Annotated in this window: 18 protein-coding genes and 1 other RNA gene; 16 read left to right on the top strand and 3 right to left on the bottom strand. The window is 72.2% G+C overall.

Going from position 1 to position 21890, the window contains the following annotated elements; all coding sequences use genetic code 11:
- Positions 1-37: 37 nt before the first annotated feature.
- The 3 genes from PSEJ35_RS0102780 to PSEJ35_RS0102770 are packed head-to-tail and all read right to left on the bottom strand — an operon-like array spanning position 38 to position 3626.
- Positions 38-1423, bottom strand: coding sequence for an FAD-linked oxidase C-terminal domain-containing protein (locus PSEJ35_RS0102780; protein ID WP_028916458.1), 1386 nt, complete (start codon positions 1421-1423; stop codon positions 38-40).
- A 60-nt stretch (positions 1424-1483) separates the two neighbouring features.
- Positions 1484-1867: a YraN family protein gene (locus PSEJ35_RS0102775; RefSeq protein WP_028916457.1), complete on the bottom strand. Its 384-nt coding sequence runs from the start codon at positions 1865-1867 to the stop codon at positions 1484-1486.
- A gap of 4 nt (positions 1868-1871) precedes the next feature.
- The gene (locus tag PSEJ35_RS0102770; RefSeq protein ID WP_084635409.1) at positions 1872-3626 is read right to left on the bottom strand and encodes a penicillin-binding protein activator; all 1755 of its coding nucleotides are present in this window, start codon (positions 3624-3626) and stop codon (positions 1872-1874) included.
- A gap of 74 nt (positions 3627-3700) precedes the next feature.
- On the opposite strand from PSEJ35_RS0102770, the gene rsmI reads away from it, so the two are divergent.
- From rsmI to ftsZ, 16 genes are all read left to right on the top strand, one after another.
- On the top strand, positions 3701-4531 hold the full coding sequence (gene rsmI, locus PSEJ35_RS0102765; protein WP_028916455.1) for a 16S rRNA (cytidine(1402)-2'-O)-methyltransferase: 831 nt from the start codon (positions 3701-3703) through the stop codon (positions 4529-4531).
- A gap of 524 nt (positions 4532-5055) precedes the next feature.
- Positions 5056-5458: RNase P RNA component class A (rnpB, locus tag PSEJ35_RS16555), an RNA gene on the top strand.
- A 393-nt stretch (positions 5459-5851) separates the two neighbouring features.
- The gene (mraZ, locus tag PSEJ35_RS0102760) at positions 5852-6298 is read left to right on the top strand and encodes a division/cell wall cluster transcriptional repressor MraZ (protein ID WP_028916454.1); all 447 of its coding nucleotides are present in this window, start codon (positions 5852-5854) and stop codon (positions 6296-6298) included.
- 14 nt (positions 6299-6312) lie between these two features.
- Positions 6313-7287, top strand: a complete 975-nt coding sequence (gene rsmH, locus PSEJ35_RS0102755) for a 16S rRNA (cytosine(1402)-N(4))-methyltransferase RsmH (protein WP_028916453.1) — start codon at positions 6313-6315, stop codon at positions 7285-7287.
- Positions 7284-7547, top strand: coding sequence for a cell division protein FtsL (gene ftsL, locus PSEJ35_RS0102750; protein ID WP_028916452.1), 264 nt, complete (start codon positions 7284-7286; stop codon positions 7545-7547). The genes rsmH and ftsL overlap by 4 nt, the downstream gene beginning before the upstream one ends.
- Positions 7548-7591: 44 nt before the next feature.
- Positions 7592-9352 carry a penicillin-binding protein 2 gene (locus tag PSEJ35_RS0102745; RefSeq protein WP_051412449.1) on the top strand — a complete coding sequence of 587 codons (1761 nt, stop codon included), beginning with the start codon at positions 7592-7594 and terminating at the stop codon, positions 9350-9352.
- A complete protein-coding gene (locus PSEJ35_RS0102740) occupies positions 9349-10818 on the top strand; it encodes a UDP-N-acetylmuramoyl-L-alanyl-D-glutamate--2,6-diaminopimelate ligase (RefSeq protein WP_051412440.1) in 1470 nt (489 codons plus the stop codon). The genes PSEJ35_RS0102745 and PSEJ35_RS0102740 overlap by 4 nt, the downstream gene beginning before the upstream one ends.
- Positions 10815-12224 carry a UDP-N-acetylmuramoyl-tripeptide--D-alanyl-D-alanine ligase gene (gene murF / locus PSEJ35_RS0102735; RefSeq protein WP_028916449.1) on the top strand — a complete coding sequence of 470 codons (1410 nt, stop codon included), beginning with the start codon at positions 10815-10817 and terminating at the stop codon, positions 12222-12224. Before PSEJ35_RS0102740 ends, murF begins: the two co-directional genes overlap by 4 nt.
- Positions 12214-13299 (top strand): phospho-N-acetylmuramoyl-pentapeptide-transferase, encoded by a 1086-nt coding sequence (gene mraY, locus PSEJ35_RS0102730; RefSeq protein WP_024870186.1) that lies wholly within the window; start codon positions 12214-12216, stop codon positions 13297-13299. Before murF ends, mraY begins: the two co-directional genes overlap by 11 nt.
- On the top strand, positions 13299-14648 hold the full coding sequence (ftsW, locus tag PSEJ35_RS0102725) for a putative lipid II flippase FtsW (protein WP_028916448.1): 1350 nt from the start codon (positions 13299-13301) through the stop codon (positions 14646-14648). The genes mraY and ftsW overlap by 1 nt, the downstream gene beginning before the upstream one ends.
- Positions 14649-14683: 35 nt before the next feature.
- Entirely contained in the window at positions 14684-15763 is a 1080-nt protein-coding gene (murG, locus tag PSEJ35_RS0102720) for an undecaprenyldiphospho-muramoylpentapeptide beta-N-acetylglucosaminyltransferase (protein WP_084635408.1), read from the top strand.
- Complete coding sequence (murC, locus tag PSEJ35_RS0102715) at positions 15760-17202, top strand: UDP-N-acetylmuramate--L-alanine ligase (protein ID WP_028916446.1); 1443 nt, start codon at positions 15760-15762, stop codon at positions 17200-17202. The genes murG and murC overlap by 4 nt, the downstream gene beginning before the upstream one ends.
- Positions 17199-18155, top strand: a complete 957-nt coding sequence (locus PSEJ35_RS0102710; protein ID WP_028916445.1) for a D-alanine--D-alanine ligase — start codon at positions 17199-17201, stop codon at positions 18153-18155. Before murC ends, PSEJ35_RS0102710 begins: the two co-directional genes overlap by 4 nt.
- A 172-nt stretch (positions 18156-18327) precedes the next feature.
- Positions 18328-19107, top strand: a complete 780-nt coding sequence (locus PSEJ35_RS0102705) for a cell division protein FtsQ/DivIB (protein ID WP_028916444.1) — start codon at positions 18328-18330, stop codon at positions 19105-19107.
- Entirely contained in the window at positions 19104-20339 is a 1236-nt protein-coding gene (ftsA, locus tag PSEJ35_RS0102700) for a cell division protein FtsA (RefSeq protein WP_024870180.1), read from the top strand. The genes PSEJ35_RS0102705 and ftsA overlap by 4 nt, the downstream gene beginning before the upstream one ends.
- Positions 20340-20631: 292 nt before the next feature.
- Positions 20632-21888, top strand: a complete 1257-nt coding sequence (gene ftsZ, locus PSEJ35_RS0102695) for a cell division protein FtsZ (protein WP_028916443.1) — start codon at positions 20632-20634, stop codon at positions 21886-21888.
- Positions 21889-21890 lie beyond the last annotated feature (2 nt).

The following is a 21890-nucleotide window of genomic DNA, read 5'->3' as shown; positions in this document are numbered from 1 at the left end:
GTTCCTGCAAATGAAAGGCAGCGGGGCAAGCCCCGCTCTACACGGGCGGGAGCACCTTGCCGGGATTGAGGATGCCGTCCGGATCCAGCGCCGCCTTCACCGCGCGCATCGCCGCCAGCGTGGCGGCATCGAGGGCGCGCGGCATCCAGTCGCGCTTGGCCACGCCGATGCCATGTTCGCCCGACAGCGTGCCCTGCAGCGACAGCACCAGCGCGAACACCTGCTCCAGCGCCGCGTGCGCGCGTGCGCTCTCGGCGGCGTCGTCCGGGTGGTACATGATGTTGACGTGCAGGTTGCCGTTGCCCGCATGGCCGAACACCACGATCGGCAGCGCATGCGCCGCCGCCAGCGCCTCCACCCCCGACACCAGCCCGGGGATCCGCGACACCGGCACCACCACGTCCTCGTTGATCTTGCCCGGGGCGATGCTGCGCAGCGCAGGCGACAGTGCGCGCCGCGCCGCCCACAGCCGGTCGCGGGCACTGCCATCGGTGGCCACGTCCAGCGCCAGCATGCCGTCGCCGGTGGCGGCGTCGGCCAGCGCCTGCAGCGCGTAGGGCAGGGTGTCGTGGTCGCCGTCGGCCTCGACCAGCAGCATCGCGCCGGCCTCCGGCACCTCGGCGCCGTTGCGGCGGAGCAGGGCGATGGCGCTGGCGTCCATGAACTCCAGCATGGCCGGCACCTGCGGCTGGCGCATCAGCCGCGATACCGCGGCGGTGGCGGCGGCCGCGTCGCGGTACAGCGCACGCAGCCCGGCCTGCGCGGCCGGGCGCGGCACCAGGCGCAGCGTGGCTTCCACGACCAGGGCGAGGGTGCCTTCGCTGCCGATGACGAGGTGGGTGAGGTCGTAGCCGGTGGCGTCCTTGGTCCAGGGCCCGCCGCAGCGGATCACTTTGCCGCTGCCGGTCACCGCGACCAGGCCGAGCACGTTGTCGCGGGTGGCGCCGTACTTCACCGCGCGCGGGCCGCCGGCGTTGCAGGCGAGGTTGCCGCCGATGGTGCAGCGTTCGTAGCTGCCCGGGTCCGGTGGCCAGAACAGGCCGTGCGGCTGCAGCGCCTGCTGCAGGTCGCCGTTGAGCACGCCCGGCTCGACGACCGCGCAGCGGTCGCCGGGGCGGATCTCCAGGATCCGGTCCATGCGCGCGAACGACACCACCACGCCGCCTTGGAACGGCACCGCGCCGCCGGCGGTGCCGGTGCCGGCGCCGCGCGCCACGATCGGCACGCGGTGTTCGCGGCAGGCGCGCACGATCGCCGCGACCTGTTCGCGGTCGCGCGGCAGCGCCACCGCGGCGGGCAAGGCCGACATGCGCGAATCGTCCTCGCCGTGCGCGCGCCGCGCCGCTTCGCCGGTCAGCCAGCCTTCGGGGCCGAGCAGGTCGGCAAGGGTGGCGTCGAGCGCGGGGGGCAGGGCGGCGGTCATCGGCCGATTGTAGGCCCGCACGCCAGCAGCATCGAACGACGCGCAGTGGGTATGCGCCGGCTAGACGTCATCCAGGCGGAACGCATCGCGCAGCCATTCCAGTTCCGGCGCGCCCGGATCGCCGCGCGCCTCGACCACGTCGAAGCGGCAGGGCAGCTGCGCCAGCCGTGGATGCGCGCCCAGGTACAGCTGCGCGGCGCGGACCAGCCTGCGCCGCTTGCCATGGTCGACCGAGGCCAGGCCCCCGCCGAAGGCCGCGCCGGCGCGGTAGCGCACTTCCACGAACACCACGGTGTCGCCGGAAGCGCCGCGTTCGAGCATCACCAGGTCGAGCTCGCCGCCGCGATAGCCGACGTTGGCGGCCAGCGTGCGCAGGCCGGCGCGCTCGAGGCGTCCGCGCGCGGCGGCCTCGACCCGCTGCCCGCGCGCGCGACGGTCGAACATCGCCTCAGTAGCCGCCGCCGGACACCGGCACCACGACGCCCTCGCGGAAGGTCGACCACTGCGGCTGGCGCACGATGTTGCCGAAGCCGTCCGAGCGCAGGGTGCCAGTGGCGCCGGCCAGCTCGCCGTCGCTGCTGCGCAGCAGCCGTTCGAGGAAGGCGGTGATCAGCCAGGCATCGTGGCCGAAGGCGAACAGGCGCGCGGCCGGACCGCGCGCGGTCGGCAGCATGTCCGAGACCTGGCTGTACGACGGCAGCCCGGCGACGCCGCGCGCCTGCCAGGCCTCGCCCGGGAACACGATGCCGTCGAGCACCACGTCCTCCTCGGCCTTGCCGGTGCCGGAGGTCAGTTGCGAGCCGGCCACGCGGGTGCGCGCGGCGAAGCCGGCCAGGGCCAGCTGCGGCGCCAGCGCCCGGGCCTGCGGGCCGCGCACCGCCAGGAACACCGCATCGGCGCCGGCCGCGGAGGCCTGCACCAGCTGCGCGGAGACATCGCCCGGCTCCTCGCCCACGCTGACCACGCCGGCGATGCTGCCGCCGCGTTCCTGGAGGCGGGTACGGAACGCTTCCACCGCGCGGCGGCCGTTGTCGTCGCTGCCGGCGATCACCAGCACGTTGCGGTGCTCGCGCGCCAGCAGGTAGTCGGCGGCGACGATGCCGTCGTCCTCCGGCGCCAGCGAGAAGGCCAGGTGGCCCGGCGGCGGGGCGACGGTGCCGCGGTTGAGCGCGAGGCTGGAGACGCCGGCATCGGCGCCGGCGAACACCGCGCCGACCTCGTCGCGGCCCAGCGGCCCGACCACGAAGTCGTTGCCTTCGGCCACGGCGCGGGCGTAGGCCGCCTGGGCGCCGGCCGGGGTGCCGCCGGTGTCGTAGAAGGTGATGGCCGGACGCGGGCGGCGTTCGGCGTAATAGCCGGCGAGCAGGCCGTCGCGGACCGGGCCGGCGGCGGTGGCCAGCTGGCCGGTCAGCGGCAGCAGCACCGCCAGCTTGCGCGGCGGGCGGTAACCGTCGGCCGCGGCCGGGGCGCGCTGGTCGAAGTTCCAGGCCTGGGCAGTGTCGAACGGGCGCGGCAGCGGCAGGCCGCGGCGGACCAGGGCGCGGCCGGCGAAGTTGTACAGCGGGTCGCCGGCCGGCAGGGCGGCGGCACGGGAGGAGAGGGTGGCGTCGTCGAGGCCGGCCAGCAGGCGCTCGATCGCTTCGCGGTTGGCGTTGCGCGCCTCGCCCTGCAGGCCGGCATCGGCACGGGCGCGGGCGGCGGCCGCGCCGACCGCGTCGCCGGTGGCTTCCAGGCCGCGGGCCTGGGCCAGGCGCCAGCGCGCCTGCAGCGGCGCGCCCAGCAGCGCCGGATCGCTGCCGGCCAGCAGCGCGGGGACGTTGGCCGGCTGGTTCCCGGCGATCGCCCACTCGGCCTGCAGCAGGCCCAGGCGGGCGCGGCTGGCGCCGGTGACCCGGCGCGGGTCGACCTGGGCGGCCAGGCTGCGGGCGCGGGCCTCGTCGCCGGCTTCCTGCCAGGCGAAGGCGGCATCGGCGAGCAGGGCATTGCGCTGGGTGCCACGGGCACCGGCCGCCAGCGTCTCCAGCCGCTGCGCGGCTTCGCGCGCCTGGCCCTGTTCCAGCTGGGCCAGCGCGGCGGCATGTTCCGGCGCCGCCGGGGGCGCGGTGGCCACGCTGGCGCAGCCGGCGGCCAGCAGGGTGGCCAGGCAGGGCGCCAGCCAGCGCAGGCGGAAGGGGCGCGTCGCGGGGGCGTTCTGGTTCTGCATGTCCATCCGTCGGGGCCGGGCCGGTCGGTGAAAGAGCTTAGGATTCTACCTTTCCCCCCGGACCTGGACCTGTGATGCCCGCCGCCACCCTGCATGTCGTCGCCACGCCCATCGGCAACCTCGGCGACCTTTCGCCGCGGGCCCAGCAGGTGCTGCGCGAGGTGGCCGCGATCTGCGCCGAGGACACCCGCCGCAGCGCGCAGCTGCTGGGGCACTTCGGTATCGGCACGCCCCTGCTGGCCCTGCACGAGCACAACGAGCAGCAGGTGGCCGAGCGGCTGGTGGCGCGGCTGCTGGCCGGGGAGTCGCTGGCCCTGATCAGCGACGCGGGCACGCCGCTGGTCAGCGACCCGGGCTACCGGCTGGTGCGGGCGGCGCGGCAGGCGGGGGTGCGGGTAAGCCCGGTGCCGGGGCCGTCGGCGCTGATCGCGGCGCTGAGCGTGGCAGGGTTGCCCAGCGACCGCTTCGCCTTCGAGGGCTTCCTGCCGGCCAAGGCCTCGGCGCGGCGGGAGCGGCTGGCGGCGCTGGCCGGGGAGCCGCGCACGCTGGTGTTCTACGAGTCGGCGCACCGCATCGACGAGTCGCTGGCCGACCTGCGCGCGGCCTTCGGCGATGGCCGGCCGGCGGTGCTGGCGCGCGAGCTGACCAAGCTCTTCGAGACGGTGCTGGACGGCGACCTGGCCGGGCTCCACGAACGCGTGCTGGCCGACGCGGACCAGCGCAAGGGCGAGTTCGTGCTGGTCGTGCAGGGCGTGGGCGAGGACGCCGACGCGAAGCTGGCCGAGGGGCGCCGCGTCCACGCCATCCTGGCGAAGCAGCTCCCGCCCTCCGCCGCCGCCAGGCTCGCCGCGGAGATCACCGGCGCCCCGCGCAAGGCCCTTTACGGTGGCGGTTCGGACGAGTGAGCGGCCCTTCCGGGCACGGGGTACAAGTAGCAGGTAGTGCAGCGGTAAGGTCCCGGGAATGAACGAGGGCGCTGGCGAGGTTCGGCGCGTCGCCACGCGCCAGCTTCCCAGTCGCATCACCCAGCGAGATGCTTCTGGCGACCCGCGTTACCGCATCTTCGGGCGCGTTCCGGTCGTGGCTTCGTGCGATGTTTCCCTCTCCCGGCGGGAGGGACTATCGGCCGCGTCGCTGTTGTAGAGCGGGGCTTGCCCCGCTGCTCTTTCACGCGGGCAGGGACATCGGGCGGGGGAGTCGGGCAAGCCCGACTCTACAAAAAAGCCCCGGCACCGCGGTGGCGCCCGGGGCTACCCTGGTTCCGACCGTGCCGAAGGCGCGCAGCCACGTGTCTGCTGCCGAAGCCCCCGTTGGTACGGGCGGGGCGCCCCGGCTGCAGGGGATCGGAGGCAAAGCTCGCCGGAGCCCACGCTTCGCTTCAGCGAAGCGTGGGGTATTCATACGGCTGAGCGTAGAATGCGTCCCTGGCGGAGCCGGTCAGACAGTCGCGTCATGCGCAAGCATGCCGAGGAAAGTCCGGGCTCCACAGGGCACGGTGCCAGGTAACGCCTGGGCGGCGCGAGCCGACGGAAAGTGCAACAGAAAGATACCGCCAGCGGTCCGGGGCGCGGGACGGACGCAAGTCCGGCAACGTGCTCCCGCCTCGCCGAAAGGGGGGCAGGAAGCGGGCAAGGGTGAAATGGTGCGGTAAGAGCGCACCGCGAGCCTGGTAACAGGCCGGCACGGCAAACCCCACCGGGAGCAAGACCAAATAGGGACCCCATGGCGCTGCCCGCGTCGGGTCCGGGTAGGTTGCTTGAGCGTAGCGGTGACGCTGCGCCTAGAGGAATGACTGTCCACGACAGAACCCGGCTTACCGGCCGGCTCCGCCACTTCCTTTCATCCCTGCCCTGGAGGGTGCGCCCGGCTGCCGGCCGGCGGCGGTCATCCTCCCGGTGAAGCCGTTTCGCGCGAAACCTTCCCCTGAATACAGGGCGTTGTCCTGGCGGTGCTGTCCCGGGACAGGGTGCGCCTGCGCGGATCTCACATGGCCTTCACAAGTGCGAAATCTCAAAATTTGAGACTAAACAGCGACTTGTGGAAAACCCTTGAACTTGTCTGTGAACATCGCTGCAACTCATTGACGCAACAGGCGATTTTTTCCTTGAAATCCTGTTGACAACCCTGTTGGTGAATCCTAAGGTGGGCTCCCGGGGGAAAACCGGGGTTTTTGTGGTTTTCCGTGGTTGTAGAGCCTCCAGCAGCAGGGTGCGGGTAGCAGCGACGTGTTCCAGGGCGAGACCGCCATCACAGTGGACGACAAGGGACGGGTGGCCATTCCCACGGCCTACCGCGACCTCGTCGCGCGCGAGTGCGGCAACCGCCTGGTCATCACCTACAACCCGTTCGAGGCCGGCTCGCTGTACCTGTACCCCCACGCGCAGTGGGAGCAGGTCCGCGACCAGGTCAACGCCCTGCCGAAGACCCGCGCCGCGCACCGCAGCCTGCAGCTGAAGCTGGTCGGCGCCGCCGTGCCGGTGGAGCTGGACGGCAACGGGCGCATTTCCATCCCTCCCAGCCACCGCAGCGCGGTGGGCATCGACCGCAAGGCGGTGCTGCTGGGCATGGGCGACAAGTTCGAACTGTGGAGCGAGCAGGCGCATCACGCGCAGATCCAGCGGACGCTGTCCGACGAGGATCTGAGCGAGCACATGCTCGATCTGAAGTTGTGACGGCGGGGGACCGGATGCGCACGGGCGCGCAGGCCGGCCACCCCGCTGCCCCGTCAGCGCCGGCGGCGCACCTGCCGGTGCTGTACGCGCAGGTCATGGACGGGCTGCGTGTGGTCGAGGACGGACGTTACCTGGATGGCACCTTCGGCCGCGGCGGCCACGCCCGCGGCGTGCTGCAACAACTCGGCCCGGGAGGCCGGCTGCTGCTGATGGACAAAGACCCGGAAGCGATCGCGGAAGCCGAACGCGGTTTCGGCGGCGACGCGCGCGTGTCGATCCGCCGCGGCAGCTTCGCCACGCTCGCCGGCTGGGAAGAGGCGCGTGACCTGGACGGGGTGCTGTTCGACCTGGGCGTGTCCTCGCCGCAGCTGGACGTGGCCGAGCGCGGCTTCTCCTTCGGCAAGGACGGTCCGCTGGACATGCGCATGGACCCGGAATCCGGCGAGAGCGCGGCGCAATGGCTGGCGCGCGCCGACGAGGCCGAGATCGCCGAGGTGCTGTGGCGCTACGGCGAGGAGAAGCAGAGCCGGCGCATCGCCCGCGCCATCGTCGCCCGCCGCGCGCAGCCGCTGACCCGCACCGCCGAGCTGGCCGCGCTGATCGCCTCGGTGGTGCCGCGCGGCAAGGACAAGAGCAACCCGGCCACCCGCAGCTTCCAGGCCATCCGCATCCACATCAACCGCGAGCTGGCCGACCTCGAGGCCGGGCTGGACGCGGCGCTGGCCGCGCTCAAGCCGGGCGGCCGCCTGGCGGTGATCAGCTTCCATTCGCTGGAAGACCGCATCACCAAGCAGTTCATCGCCCGCCACGCCAAGGCGCCGCCGGCCAACCGCCGGCTGCCGCAGGCGGAAGTCTTCGTGCCGGTGCTGGCCGACCTGGGCGGCGCGATCCGCGCCGACGAGGCCGAGCTGGCCGCCAACCCGCGCGCGCGCAGCGCGGTGCTGCGCGTGGCCGAGAAGCTCGACGGGCAGGGGAGGCGGGTCGCATGAGCCGGATCCTGCTCGCCGTGCTGCTGCTGGCCACCGTCGCCACCGCCATCGCGGTGGTGTACGAGCGCTACCGCCACCGCCAGCTGTTCGTCGAACTGACCCGCGCCGAGCGCGAGCGCGACGAACTGAACATCGAATTCGGCCGCCTGCAGCTGGAGCAGGCCACCTGGGCGCAGGCCAACCGCATCGACCAGGTGGCGCGCGAACGCCTCGGCATGAAGTTCCCCGAGGCCGAGGACATCGTGGTGGTGCGCCCGTGAGCCGGCCCAACCGCAACCGCAGCGCGTTCGACCTGCGCGGCCGCATGATGCTGGTCGGCGTCGCGCTGGGCCTGTGTTCGGTGGCGCTGGTCGGCCGCGCCGCCTGGATCCAGCTGGTCAACGCCGATTTCTACCAGCGCCAGGGCGAGGCCCGCTTCGTCCGCGAGATCCCGATCCCGACCTCGCGCGGCATGATCACCGACCGCAACGGCGAGCCGGTGGCGGTGTCCACGCCGGTGGAATCGGTGTGGGGCAACCCGCAGGAACTGCTGCGCCATCCCGAGCGCCTGCCGGAGCTGGCGCAGGCGCTGGGCGTGCCGGCCGACGAGCTGATGAGCCGGCTGTCGCAGCGCGCCGACAAGGAATTCGTCTACCTCAAGCGCCGGATCAACCCGGACCAGGCCAAGGCCATCCTCGCCCGCAACATTCCGGGGGTGTTCTCGCAGCGCGAGTTCCGCCGCTTCTACCCGCAGGGCGAGGCCATGGCGCACGTGCTGGGCTTCACCAACATCGACGACCGCGGCCAGGAAGGCCTGGAGCTGGCGTTCGACGAGTGGCTGCGCGGCAAGCCCGGTTCCAAGCGGGTGATCCGCGACCGCCACGGCCGCATCGTCGAGAACATCGAGCTGGTCAGCGCCGCCGAGCCGGGCAAGGACCTGACCCTCAGCATCGACCGCCGCATCCAGTTCCTGGCCTACCGCGAACTGCGCAACGCGCTGAACACCTACAAGGCCAGCAGCGGCTCGGTGGTGGTGCTGGACGTGGCCACCGGCGAAGTGCTGGCGATGGTCAACCTGCCCAGCTACAACCCCAACGCGGTCGGCGGAGCCAGCCAGGACGCGCACCGCAACCGCGCGGTCACCGACCTGATCGAGCCGGGCTCGACGATGAAGCCGATCACCGTGGCCGCCGCGCTGAGCACCGGCAGGATCACCCCGGCCACGCGCTTCGACACCAACCCCGGCTACATGTCGCTGGGCCGCTACACGATCCGCGACCACCACAACTACGGCGTGCTCGATGTCTCCGGCATCATCACCAAGAGCTCGAACCTGGGCGCGGTGAAGCTGGCCGAGCCGCTGTCGCCGCAGTACTTCTACGAGTTCATCCGCGGCTTCGGCTACGGCCAGGCGCCCAACAGTGGCTTTCCCGGCGAGGCGATCGGTTCGCTGCGCGAGCCGGCGCGCTGGGACGGCCTGACCAAGGCGACGATGGCCTACGGCTACGGCCTGTCGGCCACGCCCCTGCAGATCGCGGTGGCCTACGCGGCGCTGGGCAACCACGGCCGGCTGATCACCCCGACCTTCGTCAAGGGCCAGGTCAACGAGGCCCGCCAGGTGGTCAAGCCCGAGATCGCCGACCAGGTGCTGCGGATGATGCAGACCGTGACCGAGCCGGGCGGCACCGCCACCCAGGCCGCGATCCTCGGCTACCACGTCGCCGGCAAGACCGGCACCGCGCGCCAGGCCGCCGCCGGCGGCTACGCGCGCCGCTACACCACCACCTTCGCCGGCCTGGTCCCGGCGTCCAACCCGCGCTTCGCCACGGTGGTGGTGATCAACGACCCGCAGGCCGGTTCCTATTACGCCGGCCTGGTATCGGCGCCGGTGTTCCGCAACGTGATGGAGGATGCGCTGCGGCTGATGGACGTGCCGCCGGACGACATCGATACCTGGCTGGCCGCGCAGGCGCGCGGCGAGGCCAAGCGCCAGGCTTCGCTGCCGCCGTTGCCGGCGGCGCTGGAGGAGCCGGCCGAGGATCCGACGATTCCACCGGCGATGGTCGGTGGCGGGGGCGTGCCATGACCCGCCGCATGCCCCTGTCGCGCCTGATCCCCGACGTCGCGCTGCCGCGCGACATCGACGTTTCCGGGCTGGTGATGGACAGCCGCGAGGTGCGTCCGGGCGACGCCTTCGTCGCCATCGCCGGCTTCGGCACGCATGGCCTGGCCTTCGCGAAGCAGGCGCAGGAGCAGGGCGCGGCCGCGGTGCTGTTCGAACCGCCGGCCCCGGACGAGTACCCGGCGCCGGCCGATGCCATCGCCGTGCCCGGGCTGCGCGCGCGGCTGGGCGCGATGGGCGACCAGTTCCATGGCCATCCCTCGCATGCGATGACGATGGTCGGGGTCACCGGCACCAACGGCAAGACCTCGACCGTGCAGCTGCTGGCCCAGGCCTGGCACCTGCGCGGCATCGCCAGCGGCAGCATCGGCACGCTCGGCGCCGGCCGCCACGGCCAGGTGCGGCCGACCGGCTTCACCACGCCGCTGGTGCTGCCGATGCACGCGCTGCTGGCGCAGCTGCGCGACGACGGCGTGCAGGCGGTGGCGATGGAAGTGAGCTCGCACGCGCTCGACCAGGGCCGCGTGGACGGCGTGCACTACGACGTGGCGGTGTTCACCAACCTCACCCGCGACCACCTCGACTACCACGGCGACATGGACAGCTACGGCGCGGCCAAGGCGCGCCTGTTCACGCGACCCGGGCTGAAGGCCGCGGTGCTGAACCTGGATGACGCCTTCGGCCGCACCCTGCGTGGCTGCCTGGCGCCGGGCCTGCAGGCCGTCGGGGTGAGCTCGCGCGGCCAGGCCGGCGCCACCGTGCGCGCCGAGGCGCTCGGCTTCGACAACCGCGGCCTGGCCTTCGAGCTGTTCGCCGGCGAGGACTCGCATCCGGTGCGTTCGCCGCTGCTGGGCCGCTTCAACGTCGACAACCTGCTGGCCGTGGCCGGCGTGCTGCATGCGCTGGGCGACGACGTGCCGACGATCGCCACGACGCTGTCCCGGCTGCAGCCGGTGCCCGGGCGCATGAACCGCCTTGGCGGCGACGGCGTGCTGCCGCTGGTGGTGATCGACTACGCGCATACCCCGGACGCACTGGCCCAGGCGCTGACCAGCCTGCGCGCGCACGCCGCCGCGCGGCTGGTCTGCGTGTTCGGCTGTGGCGGCGACCGCGACCGCGGCAAGCGTCCGCAGATGGCGCAGATCGCCGAGGCCGAGGCCGACCTGGTCATCGTCACCGACGACAACCCCCGCACCGAGGACGGCGACGCGATCGTCGCCGACATCCTCGCCGGCTTCGCCGCGCCGCAGGCGGTGGTGGTGGAGCGCGACCGCGCCGCCGCCATTGCCAGGGCGATCGGCGATGCCGGCCCCGAAGACATCGTGCTGGTGGCCGGCAAGGGCCACGAGCCGTACCAGGAAGTGAACGGCGTGCGCCATCCCTTCGACGACACCGACGTCGCCCGCCGGGCGCTGGAGGCGCGCGCATGAACCGCCTTCCGCTCTCCCTGATCGCCCACTGGGCCGGCGGCGAACTGCATGGCGACGACACCGTGGTCGACGCGGTCAGCCACGACACCCGCCAGCTGCGCGGCGGCAGCCTGTACGTGGCCCTGCGCGGCGAGCGCTTCGACGGCCACGACTTCGCCACCGACGCCGCCATGCGCGGCGCCAGCGCGCTGCTGGTCGAGCGCCTGCTTGAACTGGATCCGCCGCTGCCGCAGATCCTGGTGACCGACAGCGAGCGCGCGCTGGCGCGGATCGCCGCCGGCATGCAGCGCGACCGCGCGGCGAAGGTGGTGGCGATCACCGGCAGCAACGGCAAGACCAGCGTCAAGACGCTGGCCCTGGCCGTGCTGCAGCGCGCCGGCCTGGCCTATGCCAACCCGGGCAACCGCAACAACGAGATCGGCCTGCCGCTGGCGGTGATCGACGCGCCGGAAGATGCCGACTTCGCCATCTACGAGATGGGCGCCGGCAAGCCGGGCGACATCGCCTACCTGACCGCGATCGCGCGGCCGGACGTGGCCCTGGTCAACAACGTCGCCGCGGCGCACCTGGAGCGGATGGGCAGCCTGCTCGGCGTGGCCGGGACCAAGGGCGCCATCTACGCCGCGCTGCCCGATGGCGGCACCGCGGTCATCAATGCCGACGATGCGTTCGGTGCATGGTTCGAGCAGCAGGTGGTGCGTCCGGCCGACAGCGGCCGCACGGTGCTGCGCTTCGGCGTGGACGCCAGCGCCGACGTCACCGCGCGCGACATCCGCGTGGCGGGCGAGGGCAGCCGCTTCGTGCTGGTGACCCCGGCTGGCGAGGCCCAGGTCGAGCTGGCGCTGCCGGGCCGCCACAACGTGTGCAACGCGCTGGCCGCCGCCGCGATCGGCCTGGCCTGCGGCATGGAGCCGGAGGCGATCGCCGCCGGCCTGGGCGATGCGCGCCCGGTCGCCGGCCGCCAGGTGGCGCACGCGCTGCCCGGCCATGCGCTGCTGGTCGACGACAGCTACAACGCCAATCCCGGTTCGGTGGCCGCGGCGATCGACGCGCTGGCCACTTCCGGCGACGAGGCCTGGCTGGTGCTGGGCGACATGCGCGAGCTGGGCCCGGAGGCCGAGGCGCTGCACGCCGACGCCGGTCGCCGCGCGCGCGCCGCCGGGATCGCCCGCCTCTACACGCTGGGCCCGCTGAGTGCCGCCGCCGCGCGCGCCTTCGGCGAGGGCCGGCATTTCGACACCCACCAGGCCCTGGCCGCGGCGCTGCACGACGACCTGCGCGCGCGGGTCCCGGCCGGTGCCGCCCCGGGCAAGGCCCTGCGGGTGCTGGTGAAAGGTTCGCGCGGCAGCGCGATGGACAGGATCGTGACCGCGCTGCTCGCGCAAGGGGATGCCGATGTTGCTTGAACTGGCGCGCTGGCTGCAGGGCCTCGAGAACTTCTTCGGCCTGTTCGGCTACCTGACCTTCCGCGGCATCCTCGCCGCGCTGACCGCCCTGTTCCTGTCGCTGTGGCTGGGGCCGGCGGTGATCCGCAGGCTTGGCCAGCTCAAGGGCGGCCAGCCGATCCGCAAGGACGGCCCGCAGTCGCACTTCTCCAAGGCCGGCACCCCGACCATGGGCGGCGCGCTGATCCTGATCACCGTGCTGCTGTCGGTGCTGCTGTGGGGCGATCTGCGCAACAAGTACGTGTGGGTCGTGCTGCTGGTGATGGCCGCGTTCGGCGCGATCGGCTGGTACGACGACTGGATCAAGATCGTCAAGCGCGACCCGAACGGCCTGAAGTCGCGCTGGAAGTACCTGCTGCAGTCGATCTTCGGCCTGGCCGCCGGCCTGTACCTGTACCTGTACGCCGACGTGCCGGCGGCCACCACGTTCTACGTGCCGTTCTTCAAGTCGATCGCGCTGCCGCTGGCCGGCGTCGGCTTCGTCGCCATCGCCTACTTCTGGATCGTCGGCTTCTCCAACGCGGTCAACCTGACCGACGGCCTGGACGGCCTGGCGATCATGCCCACGGTGCTGGTGGCCTGCGCGCTGGGCGTGTTCGCCTACGCCTCGGGCAACGCGGTGTTCTCCACCTACCTGCAGATCCCGCAGGTGCCCGGGGCCGGCGAGCTGATCATCATCTGCGCGGCGATCGCCGGCGCGGGCCTGGGCTTCCTCTGGTTCAACACCTACCCGGCGATGGTGTTCATGGGCGACATCGGCGCCCTGGCGCTGGGCGCGGTGCTGGGCACGATCGCGGTGATCGTGCGCCAGGAGCTGGTGCTGGTGGTGATGGGCGGCATCTTCGTCATCGAGACCCTGTCGGTGATGATCCAGGTCGCCTCGTTCAAGCTCACCGGCAAGCGCGTGTTCCGGATGGCGCCGATCCACCACCACTTCGAGCTGAAGGGGTGGCCGGAGCCGCGCGTGATCGTCCGCTTCTGGATCATCTCGGTGATCCTGGTCCTGGTCGGCCTGGCCACGTTGAAGGTGCGCTGATGAACGACCTCTCGCGCCAAGCGACCCGGCTGGAGGCCATCGGCGGCCACTTCGACCCGTGGCTGGCGGCCGCGGCCGTGGCGCTGGCCTGCCTGGGCGTGGTGATGGTCGGTTCGGCCTCGGTGGCGATCGGCGAGAACCTGGGCGTGGGGCCGTTCCACTACCTGGTGCGCCACGTGGTCTTCCTGTGCGTCGGCATCGGCCTGGCCGTGCTGGTGATGCGCACCGAGCTGAAGACGGTGGAGAAATACAACCAGCTGCTGCTGCTGGGCTGCTTCGTCCTGCTGCTGCTGCCGTGGCTGCCGGGCCTGGGCGTGAGCGTCAACGGCGCCCGGCGCTGGGTCAACCTGGGGCTGTCTCGCTTCCAGGTGGTCGAGGCGGTGAAGGTGCTCTACATCGTGTGGCTGGCCAGCTACCTGGTCCGCTTCCGCGACGAGGTCAACGCGACCTGGCCGGCGATGCTCAAGCCGCTGGGCGTGGCGGCGCTGATGGTGGTGATGCTGCTGGCGCAGCCGGACTTCGGTTCGGCCACGCTGCTGCTGGGCATCACCGCCGGCATGCTGGTGCTGGGCGGGGTGAACCTGCCGCGGATGTCGTTGCCGATCGTGCTGGGTCTGCCGCTGCTGGTGATCGTCGCGATCATCGAGCCGTACCGCCTGCGCCGCATCACCTCGTTCATGGACCCGTGGAAGGACCAGCTGGGCGCCGGCTACCAGCTGTCCAACGCGCTGATGGCGGTCGGCCGCGGCGAGTGGTTCGGCGTGGGCCTGGGTGCGTCGGTGCAGAAGCTCAACTACCTGCCCGAAGCGCACACCGACTTCATCTTCTCGGTGATCGCCGAGGAGCTGGGCTTCGCCGGCGTCTGCCTGGTGATCGGCCTGTACATGCTGCTGGTCGGGCGCGCGCTGCACCTGGGCCTGAAGTGCGTGGAGATGCGCCGCCACTTCGCCGGCTACATCGCCTTCGGCGTAGCCCTGTGGATCGGCATGCAGGGCTTCGTCTCGATCGGCGTGAACCTGGGCATGCTGCCGACCAAGGGCCTGACCCTGCCGCTGATCTCCTCCGGCGGCTCCAGCGTGATGATGACCTGCGTGGCCATCGGCCTGCTGCTGCGGGTCAGCTACGAGCTGGACCGCGCCGAGCGCCAGCGTGCCGTGCGCCAGGATGCGATGCCGGCCGAGCCCGCCGCTCCGGCCGCCGCGCCCGCCGCGCCGGCGCCGGCCGCCGCGCCGCGTGCGCCCGCGAAGGTGGCCCCGGTGGCTGCCGCCACGGTGCCGGCTTCGGCATCGGCCATCCTGCGCGGGCGCGGCACCTCGCGCATCGAACCGACCTTCGGAGGCCTGCCGTGAGCAGCGTGCAGCCTTCCGCTTCCGCGCGCCCGGTGATGGTGATGGCCGGCGGTACCGGTGGCCACATCTTCCCGGCGCTGGCCGTGGCACACGAGCTGCGCGAGCGCGGCGTGCCCGTGGTCTGGCTGGGCGCGGCCGGCGCGATGGAGACGCGGCTGGTGCCGCAGCACGGCATCGAGATCGACACGCTGCCGGTGGCCGGCGTGCGCGGCAAGGGTGCCGCGACCCTGCTCGCCGCGCCGTTCCGCCTGGCGCGCGCGGTCAACGCGGCGCGCGCGGTGCTGCGCCAGCGGCGTCCGCGCGCGGTGATCGGCTTCGGCGGCTTCGCCTCCGGCCCCGGCGGGGTCGCCGCCTGGCTGTCGGGCCTGCCGCTGCTGGTGCACGAACAGAACCGCGCGCCGGGCATGACCAACCGCGTGCTGTCGCGCCTGGCGCGGCGCACGCTCGCCGGCTTCCCGGGCAGCTTCGCCCGCGAGGAAGTGGCCGGCAATCCGGTGCGCGCCGCGATCGCGGCGCTGCCGCCACCGCAGCAGCGCCTGGCCGGCCGCGAAGGTCCGCTGCGCCTGCTGGTGCTGGGCGGCAGCCAGGGCGCACGCGCGCTCAACCAGGCCGTGCCGGTGGCGCTGGCCGCGCTGCGCGACCTGCCGGTGCAGGTCCGCCACCAGTGCGGCGAGAAGCTGCGCGCGGAAGCAGACTCCGCCTATGCCGCGGCGGGCGTGGACGCCAGCGTCGAGGCCTTCATCGACGACATGGCCACCGCTTATGCCTGGGCCGACCTGGTCGTGTGCCGCGCCGGCGCCTCCACCCTGGCCGAGCTGTGCGCGGCCGGCGTCGGCAGCGTGCTGGTGCCGTTCGCCGCCGCGGTCGACGACCACCAGACCCGCAACGCCGAATACCTGGTCGAGAACGGCGCCGCCCTGCTGCTGAAGCAGGACGCACAGCTGGCCGCGAACCTGCAGGGCGCGCTGCGCGCGCTGGCCGCCGACCCCGCGCGTCGCATGGCGATGGCCATGGCTGCGCGCGGCCTGGCGCGCCCGGACGCCGCCGCACGGATCGCCGCCATCGTCCTCGAAGAATCCCTTTCCCCCGATACGTCTACTGGAGTTTCCCCATGATCCGCCGCCTGCACGACACCGGCGACCTGGTACGCGCGTTCCCGCGCGTGCATTTCGTCGGCATCGGCGGCACCGGCATGAGCGGCATCGCCGAGGTGATGCTGACGCTGGGCTACGAGGTGTCCGGTTCGGACACCGCCGACAACGCCGCGACCCGCCGCCTGGTGCGGCTGGGTGCGCGGGTGATCCGCGGCCATTCCGCCGCCAACGTGCTGGGCACCGACTGCGTGGTCGTCTCCAGCGCGATCCGCGAGGACAACCCGGAACTGATGGAGGCGCGCAGCCAGCGCATCCCGGTCGTTCCGCGCGCGGCGATGCTCGCCGAGCTGATGCGCTTCCGCCGCGGCATCGCCGTGGCCGGCACCCATGGCAAGACCACCACCACCTCGCTGACCGCCGCGGTGCTCAGTGAGGGCGGACTGGACCCGACCTTCGTGATCGGGGGCCAGCTGCTGGCCGCCGGCGCCAACGCCAAGCTCGGCGGCGGGCAGTGGCTGGTGGCCGAGGCCGACGAGAGCGACGGCAGCTTCCTGCGCCTGAACCCGCTGATCTCGGTGATCACCAACATCGATGCCGACCACCTGGAGAACTACGGCGGCGATTTCGCCCGCCTGCAGGGCGCGTTCGCCGAGTTCCTGCAGCGCCTGCCGTTCTACGGCCTGGCAGTGCTGTGCATCGACGATCCGGAAGTGGCGAAGCTGGCCGCGCAGACGCCGCGCCACGTGATGACCTACGGCACCGCCGAGAATGCCGACGTGCGCGCCGACGACATCGTCCAGGAAGGCCCGCGCATGCGCTTTACCCTGCGCCTGCCCGAAGGCGCGACGGTGCCGGTGAGCCTGGCCCTGCCGGGCCGCCACAACGTGCTCAATGCGCTGGCCGCCGCCGCGGTGGGCTGGCAGCTGGGCGTGTCGCCGCAGGACATCGCCTCGGCGCTGGAGAAGTTCGCCGGCATCGGCCGCCGCTTCAACGACCTGGGCGAGGTCAGCACGGTCACCGGCGCAACGGTGCGCGTGGTCGACGATTACGGCCACCATCCGCGCGAGCTGGCGGCGGTGTTCGCCGCCGCCCGTGGCGGCTGGCCGCACAAGCGCCTGGTCGTGGCCTTCCAGCCGCACCGCTACAGCCGCACCCGCGACCAGTTCGACGCCTTCGCCGCGGTGCTGTCGGAGGCCGACGCGCTGGTGCTGAGCGAGGTCTACCCGGCCGGCGAGGCGCCGATCCCGGGCGCCGACGCGCGCGCGCTGGCCCGCGCCATCCGCGCGCGCGGCCGCAGCGAGCCGGTGGTGGTGGGGCAGGTCGGCGACCTGCGCCACGTGCTGCCGGACGTGCTCCAGGACGGCGACCTGCTGCTGATGATGGGCGCCGGCGACATCGGGTACATCGCCCACCAGATCGCCAGCGACGGCTTCACCAGCGCTGCGGGGGGACAGGCATGAGCATCACCACCGTGCTGCCGCCGCCGCGCTACACCGACCCGACCGTGTTCGGTCGCGTCGCCGTGCTGATGGGCGGGACCAGTTCCGAGCGCGAGGTTTCGCTGGATTCCGGCCGCAACGTGCTCGACGCGCTGCGCGCCCACGGCGTCGACGCGCACGCGGTCGACGGCATCCCGGTGCTGGTCGAGGCGCTGGCGCAGAAGAAATTCGACCGCGTGTTCAACATCCTGCACGGCGGCGACGGCGAGAACGGCGTGGTCCAGGGCCTGCTGCAGGCGCTGGGCGTGCCGTACACCGGCGCCGGCGTGCTCGGCTCGGCGCTGACCCTCGACAAGATCCGCACCAAGCAGGTGTGGCTGGCGTTGAACCTGCCGACCCCGCGCTACGTGCGCCTGGAGCGCGGCGCCGACGCGGCGACCGTGCACGCGGCCGCGCGCAACCTGGGCCTGCCGGTGATCGTCAAGCCCTCGTGCGAGGGTTCCAGCGTGGGCGTGTCGCGCGTGCTGGACGAGGCCGACCTGGACGCCGCCGTGGCGCTGGCCGCGCGCTATCCGGGCGAGCTGCTGATGGAGCAGATGGTGGTCGGCGACGAGCTGACCGTCGGCATCCTCGGCGACGTGGCGCTGCCGTCGATCCGCATCGTGCCCAAGGGCGCGTGGTACGACTACAACGCCAAGTACATCGCCGAGGACACCCAGTACCTGTGCCCGGGCCTGGACGGCGAGGACGAGCTGCGCGTGCGCGAGCTGGCGCTGGCCGCGTTCCGTGCCGCCGGCTGCACCGGCTGGGGCCGGGTCGACGTCATGCGTTCGCGCGCCACCGGCGCGCCGAGCCTGCTGGAAGTGAATACCGCGCCGGGCATGACCAGCCACTCGCTGGTGCCCAAGGCCGCCGCCCAGGTCGGCATCGGCTTCGAGGAGCTGTGCTGGCGGATCCTGGAGCAGACGATATGAAGCCGGGATTCGGGATGACCGGACATCCGTCCGTGAAAAGCCGGGATTCGGGATTCGTGGGAGCGGAGCTGCTGCGTGCTGGCCGGTCGTCGGCCGGCGTGGGCGTGGCTGTTGCCCTTTCGAATCCCCAATCCCGAATCTCCAATCCCGCGGAACACCGGAGGTGTTCCGCATGAACGCCCTGCTGCGCATCCTGGCCTGGCTGCTGGCGGTGGCGCTGGTCGCGCTGCCGGTGGTGGCCGTGCTCAACGGCTGGGTTGGCGCCGAGCGCTGGCCGTTGTCGCGCCTGCGCGCGACCGGGCAGTTCGAGCGGGTCCAGGCCGAGCAGCTGCGTGCCGCGGTAGCGCCGCACGCCGCGCGCGGCTACTTCGCGGTGGACCTCGATGCCGCGCAGCACGCGGTGGAGCAGCTGGCCTGGGTCGAGCACGCGCAGGTGCGCAAGCAGTGGCCGGATGCGCTGGTCGTGCACGTCGTCGAGCACGAGCCGTTCGCCTTCTGGGGCGAGGACCAGCTGCTGTCGAAGCGCGGCAAGCTGTTCCCGCTGCCGAAGGACCTGGCCGGCGAGCGCATGCCGCACCTGGACGGCCCGGAGGCGCGCACCGCCGAGGTGGTCGAGATGTACAACCAGGCACGCGAACTGTTCGCGCCGCTGGGCTACGGCGTCAGCCGCCTGGGCATGGACGCACGCGGCAGCTGGTCGATGACCCTGGACAACGGCCTGGAAGTGGTGGTCGGCCGCGACGACGCGCGCGCGCGCCTGCAGCGCTTCGTGCGCGTGCTGCCGCAGCTGCTGGCCAGGCAGACGCGCCCGGCCACCCGCGCCGACCTCCGCTACACCAACGGCTTCACCCTGGCCTGGGATACCCCGGCCAGCCGCCACACCCAATCCCCCACGAACCCGCAGGCGCGCGTCGCCGCGCGCACGCAACCACGGCAGGCGAGCAGTACATGAACCGCAAAGGCGACAAGTCCCTCATCGTCGGACTCGACATCGGCACCTCCAAGGTGGTGGCGCTGGTCGGCGAGTACTCGCCCGGCAACCCGATCGAGGTCATCGGCATCGGTTCGCACGAGTCGCGCGGGCTCAAGCGCGGCGTGGTGGTGGACATCGAATCGACCGTGCAGTCGATCCAGCGCGCGGTCGAGGAGGCCGAACTGATGGCCGGCTGCGAGATCCGCTCGGTCTACGCCTCGATCTCCGGCAACCACGTGCAGTGCAAGAACTCGCCGGGCATCGTCCCGATCCGCGACGGCGAGGTCACCTGGGCCGACCTGGACCGCGTCCTCGACGCGGCCAAGGCGGTGGCGATCCCGGCCGACCAGCGCATCCTCCACGCGATCCCGCGCGAGTACGTGCTCGACGATTCGCAGGAAGGCATCCGCAACCCGGTCGGCATGACCGGCGTGCGCCTGGAAGTGCACGCGCACCTGGTCACCTGCGCGCAGTCGGCGGCGCAGAACATCACCAAGTGCGTGCAGCGCTGCGGCCTGCAGGTCGACGACCTGATCCTGTCCTCGCTGGCGTCCTCGGTGGCGGTGCTGACCGCCGACGAGCGCGAGCTGGGCGTGGTCCTGGTCGACATGGGCGCCGGCACCACCGACATCGCGGTGTTCATCCAGGGCGCGATCTGCCATACCGCCTCGCTGCCGATCGCCGGCGACCACGTCACCAACGACATCGCGCACATGCTGCGCACGCCGACGCCGGAAGCCGAGCAGATCAAGGTGCGCTACGCCTGCGCGCTGGCGCAGCTGGCCACCGCCGAGGAAAGCATCCAGGTCCCGTCGGTCGGCGACCGCCCACCGCGGCGCATGCCGCGCGCCTCGCTGGCGCAGGCGGTACAGGGCCGTTACGAGGAGATCTTCGAGATGGTCCAGGCCGAACTGCGCCGCTCCGGCTTCGAGGAGCTGGTGCGCGCGGGCATGGTCCTGACCGGCGGCGCCTCGAAGATGGAGGGCGTGGTCGAACTGGCCGAGGAGATGCTGCAGATGCCGGTGCGCATCGGCATCCCGCAGCACGTCAGCGGCCTGGGCGAGGTCGTCGGCAACCCGGTCCACGCCACCGGCGTCGGCCTGCTGCTGATGGGCAGCCAGATCGAACACCCGCGGCGGCCGTCGCTCCCCAGCGGCCGCGCCGGCAGCTTCCTGAAGAAGCTTTTCAAGTGGTACGGCGGGGAGTTCTAGGAGCCGTGATTCGGGATTGGTGATTCGTGATTCGTGGAAGCGCGGGTTGCCGGTTGTGACAGGCAGTCACGGACAGGCGGGTTGGAGGCAGGGCGGAGAAGGTACGGCAGGAAAGAGGAAGGGAAGGCGGAAGGGAAAGTGCAGTAAAGCTGGCAACGGGCGGTGGGTCTGCAGGACGGCGGACCGGTCGCACAGGCACAAACCAACAAGAGAACGCCGGAGAGGTCGAGGCGGGTTCGTCGAATCACGAATCCCGAATCACCAATCACGGCTCCACCAGAGGACAACGGACATGGCACATTTCGAACTGATCGAGAAGATGGCTCCGAACGCGGTGATCAAGGTCATCGGCGTGGGCGGCGGCGGCGGCAATGCCGTGGCGCACATGGTCAACAGCAGCGTCGACGGCGTTGAATTCATCACCGCCAACACCGACTCGCAGGCCATCAAGAACTGCGGCGCCAAGCTGCAGCTGCAGCTTGGCGGCAACGTCACCAAGGGCCTGGGCGCCGGCGCCAACCCGGAAGTCGGCCGCCAGGCCGCGCTGGAGGACCGCGAGCAGATCATCGCCGCGCTGGAAGGCGCCGACATGGTCTTCATCACCGCCGGCATGGGCGGCGGCACCGGCACCGGCGCCGCACCGGTGGTGGCGCAGCTGGCCAAGGAGATGGGCATCCTGACCGTGGCCGTGGTCACCAAGCCGTTCCCGTTCGAGGGCCGCCGCCGCATGCAGGTGGCGCTGAAGGGCATCGAGGAGCTCGGCCAGCACTGCGACTCGCTGATCACCATCCCCAACGAGAAGCTGATCACCGTGCTCGGCCGCAACGCGACCATGGTGCAGGCGTTCCGCGCCGCCAACGACGTGCTGCAGGGCGCGGTGCAGGGCATCGCCGACCTGATCGTGCGCCCGGGCCTGATCAACGTCGACTTCGCCGACGTGCGCACCGTCATGTCCGAGATGGGCCTGGCGATGATGGGCACCGGCTCGGCCCGCGGCGACGACCGCGCCCAGGCCGCCGCCGAGTCGGCGATCCAGAACCCGCTGCTGGACGACGTCAACCTGGCCGGCGCCAACGGCATCCTGGTCAACATCACCGCCGGCCCGGACTTCACCATGGCCGAGTTCGACGAGATCGGCCGTTCGATCGAGGCATTCGCCTCGGAGGACGCGACCGTGGTGGTCGGCACCGTGCTGGACCCGGACATGCAGGACGAGGTGCGCGTGACCGTGGTGGCCACCGGCCTGAACCGCGCCACCGTGCGCCAGCCGGTCCGTGGCGAGCACCGCGAGTTCGGACGCGCCGACTTCAGCCAGCGCCAGGACGCGGTGCGCCCGGTGCGCCTGGTCCGCGACGGCACCACCGGCCTGTCGATCGACGACGGCTTCGCCGCCGACCCGGTCGCCGGCGCCGTCGGTGGCCTCGGCCTGCGCCGCGGCAGCGCCGCCAGCACCAGCGCCCCGGCCGCTTCGGCTTCGGCGCCGGCCCCGGCCGACCTGCCCAGCGACTACCTGGACATCCCGGCGTTCCTGCGCCGCCAGGCGGACTGACG

Origin of the sequence: Pseudoxanthomonas sp. J35 (assembly GCF_000513995.1) — a bacterium.
Lineage (GTDB): Bacteria > Pseudomonadota > Gammaproteobacteria > Xanthomonadales > Xanthomonadaceae > Pseudoxanthomonas.
Note: the sequence above shows the minus strand (reverse complement) of the source record. Positions and strands in the feature narration are given on the sequence as shown.

Bases quoted from the DNA above. Each gene is read 5' to 3' on its own strand.
- PSEJ35_RS0102745 (WP_051412449.1), top strand. From the start codon at position 7,592: ATGATGCTGGTCGGCGTCGCGCTGGGCCTGTGTTCGGTGGCGCTGGTC.
- PSEJ35_RS0102770 (WP_084635409.1), bottom strand. From the start codon at position 3,626: ATGCAGAACCAGAACGCCCCCGCGACGCGCCCCTTCCGCCTGCGCTGG.
- PSEJ35_RS0102705 (WP_028916444.1), top strand. From the start codon at position 18,328: ATGAACGCCCTGCTGCGCATCCTGGCCTGGCTGCTGGCGGTGGCGCTG.
- murG (WP_084635408.1), top strand. From the start codon at position 14,684: ATGGTGATGGCCGGCGGTACCGGTGGCCACATCTTCCCGGCGCTGGCC.
- murF (WP_028916449.1), top strand. From the start codon at position 10,815: ATGAACCGCCTTCCGCTCTCCCTGATCGCCCACTGGGCCGGCGGCGAA.
- PSEJ35_RS0102780 (WP_028916458.1), bottom strand. From the start codon at position 1,423: ATGACCGCCGCCCTGCCCCCCGCGCTCGACGCCACCCTTGCCGACCTG.
- PSEJ35_RS0102775 (WP_028916457.1), bottom strand. From the start codon at position 1,867: ATGTTCGACCGTCGCGCGCGCGGGCAGCGGGTCGAGGCCGCCGCGCGC.
- rsmH (WP_028916453.1), top strand. From the start codon at position 6,313: ATGCGCACGGGCGCGCAGGCCGGCCACCCCGCTGCCCCGTCAGCGCCG.
- ftsL (WP_028916452.1), top strand. From the start codon at position 7,284: ATGAGCCGGATCCTGCTCGCCGTGCTGCTGCTGGCCACCGTCGCCACC.
- PSEJ35_RS0102710 (WP_028916445.1), top strand. From the start codon at position 17,199: ATGAGCATCACCACCGTGCTGCCGCCGCCGCGCTACACCGACCCGACC.
- PSEJ35_RS0102740 (WP_051412440.1), top strand. From the start codon at position 9,349: ATGACCCGCCGCATGCCCCTGTCGCGCCTGATCCCCGACGTCGCGCTG.
- ftsA (WP_024870180.1), top strand. From the start codon at position 19,104: ATGAACCGCAAAGGCGACAAGTCCCTCATCGTCGGACTCGACATCGGC.
- ftsW (WP_028916448.1), top strand. From the start codon at position 13,299: ATGAACGACCTCTCGCGCCAAGCGACCCGGCTGGAGGCCATCGGCGGC.
- rsmI (WP_028916455.1), top strand. From the start codon at position 3,701: ATGCCCGCCGCCACCCTGCATGTCGTCGCCACGCCCATCGGCAACCTC.
- ftsZ (WP_028916443.1), top strand. From the start codon at position 20,632: ATGGCACATTTCGAACTGATCGAGAAGATGGCTCCGAACGCGGTGATC.
- murC (WP_028916446.1), top strand. From the start codon at position 15,760: ATGATCCGCCGCCTGCACGACACCGGCGACCTGGTACGCGCGTTCCCG.
- mraY (WP_024870186.1), top strand. From the start codon at position 12,214: ATGTTGCTTGAACTGGCGCGCTGGCTGCAGGGCCTCGAGAACTTCTTC.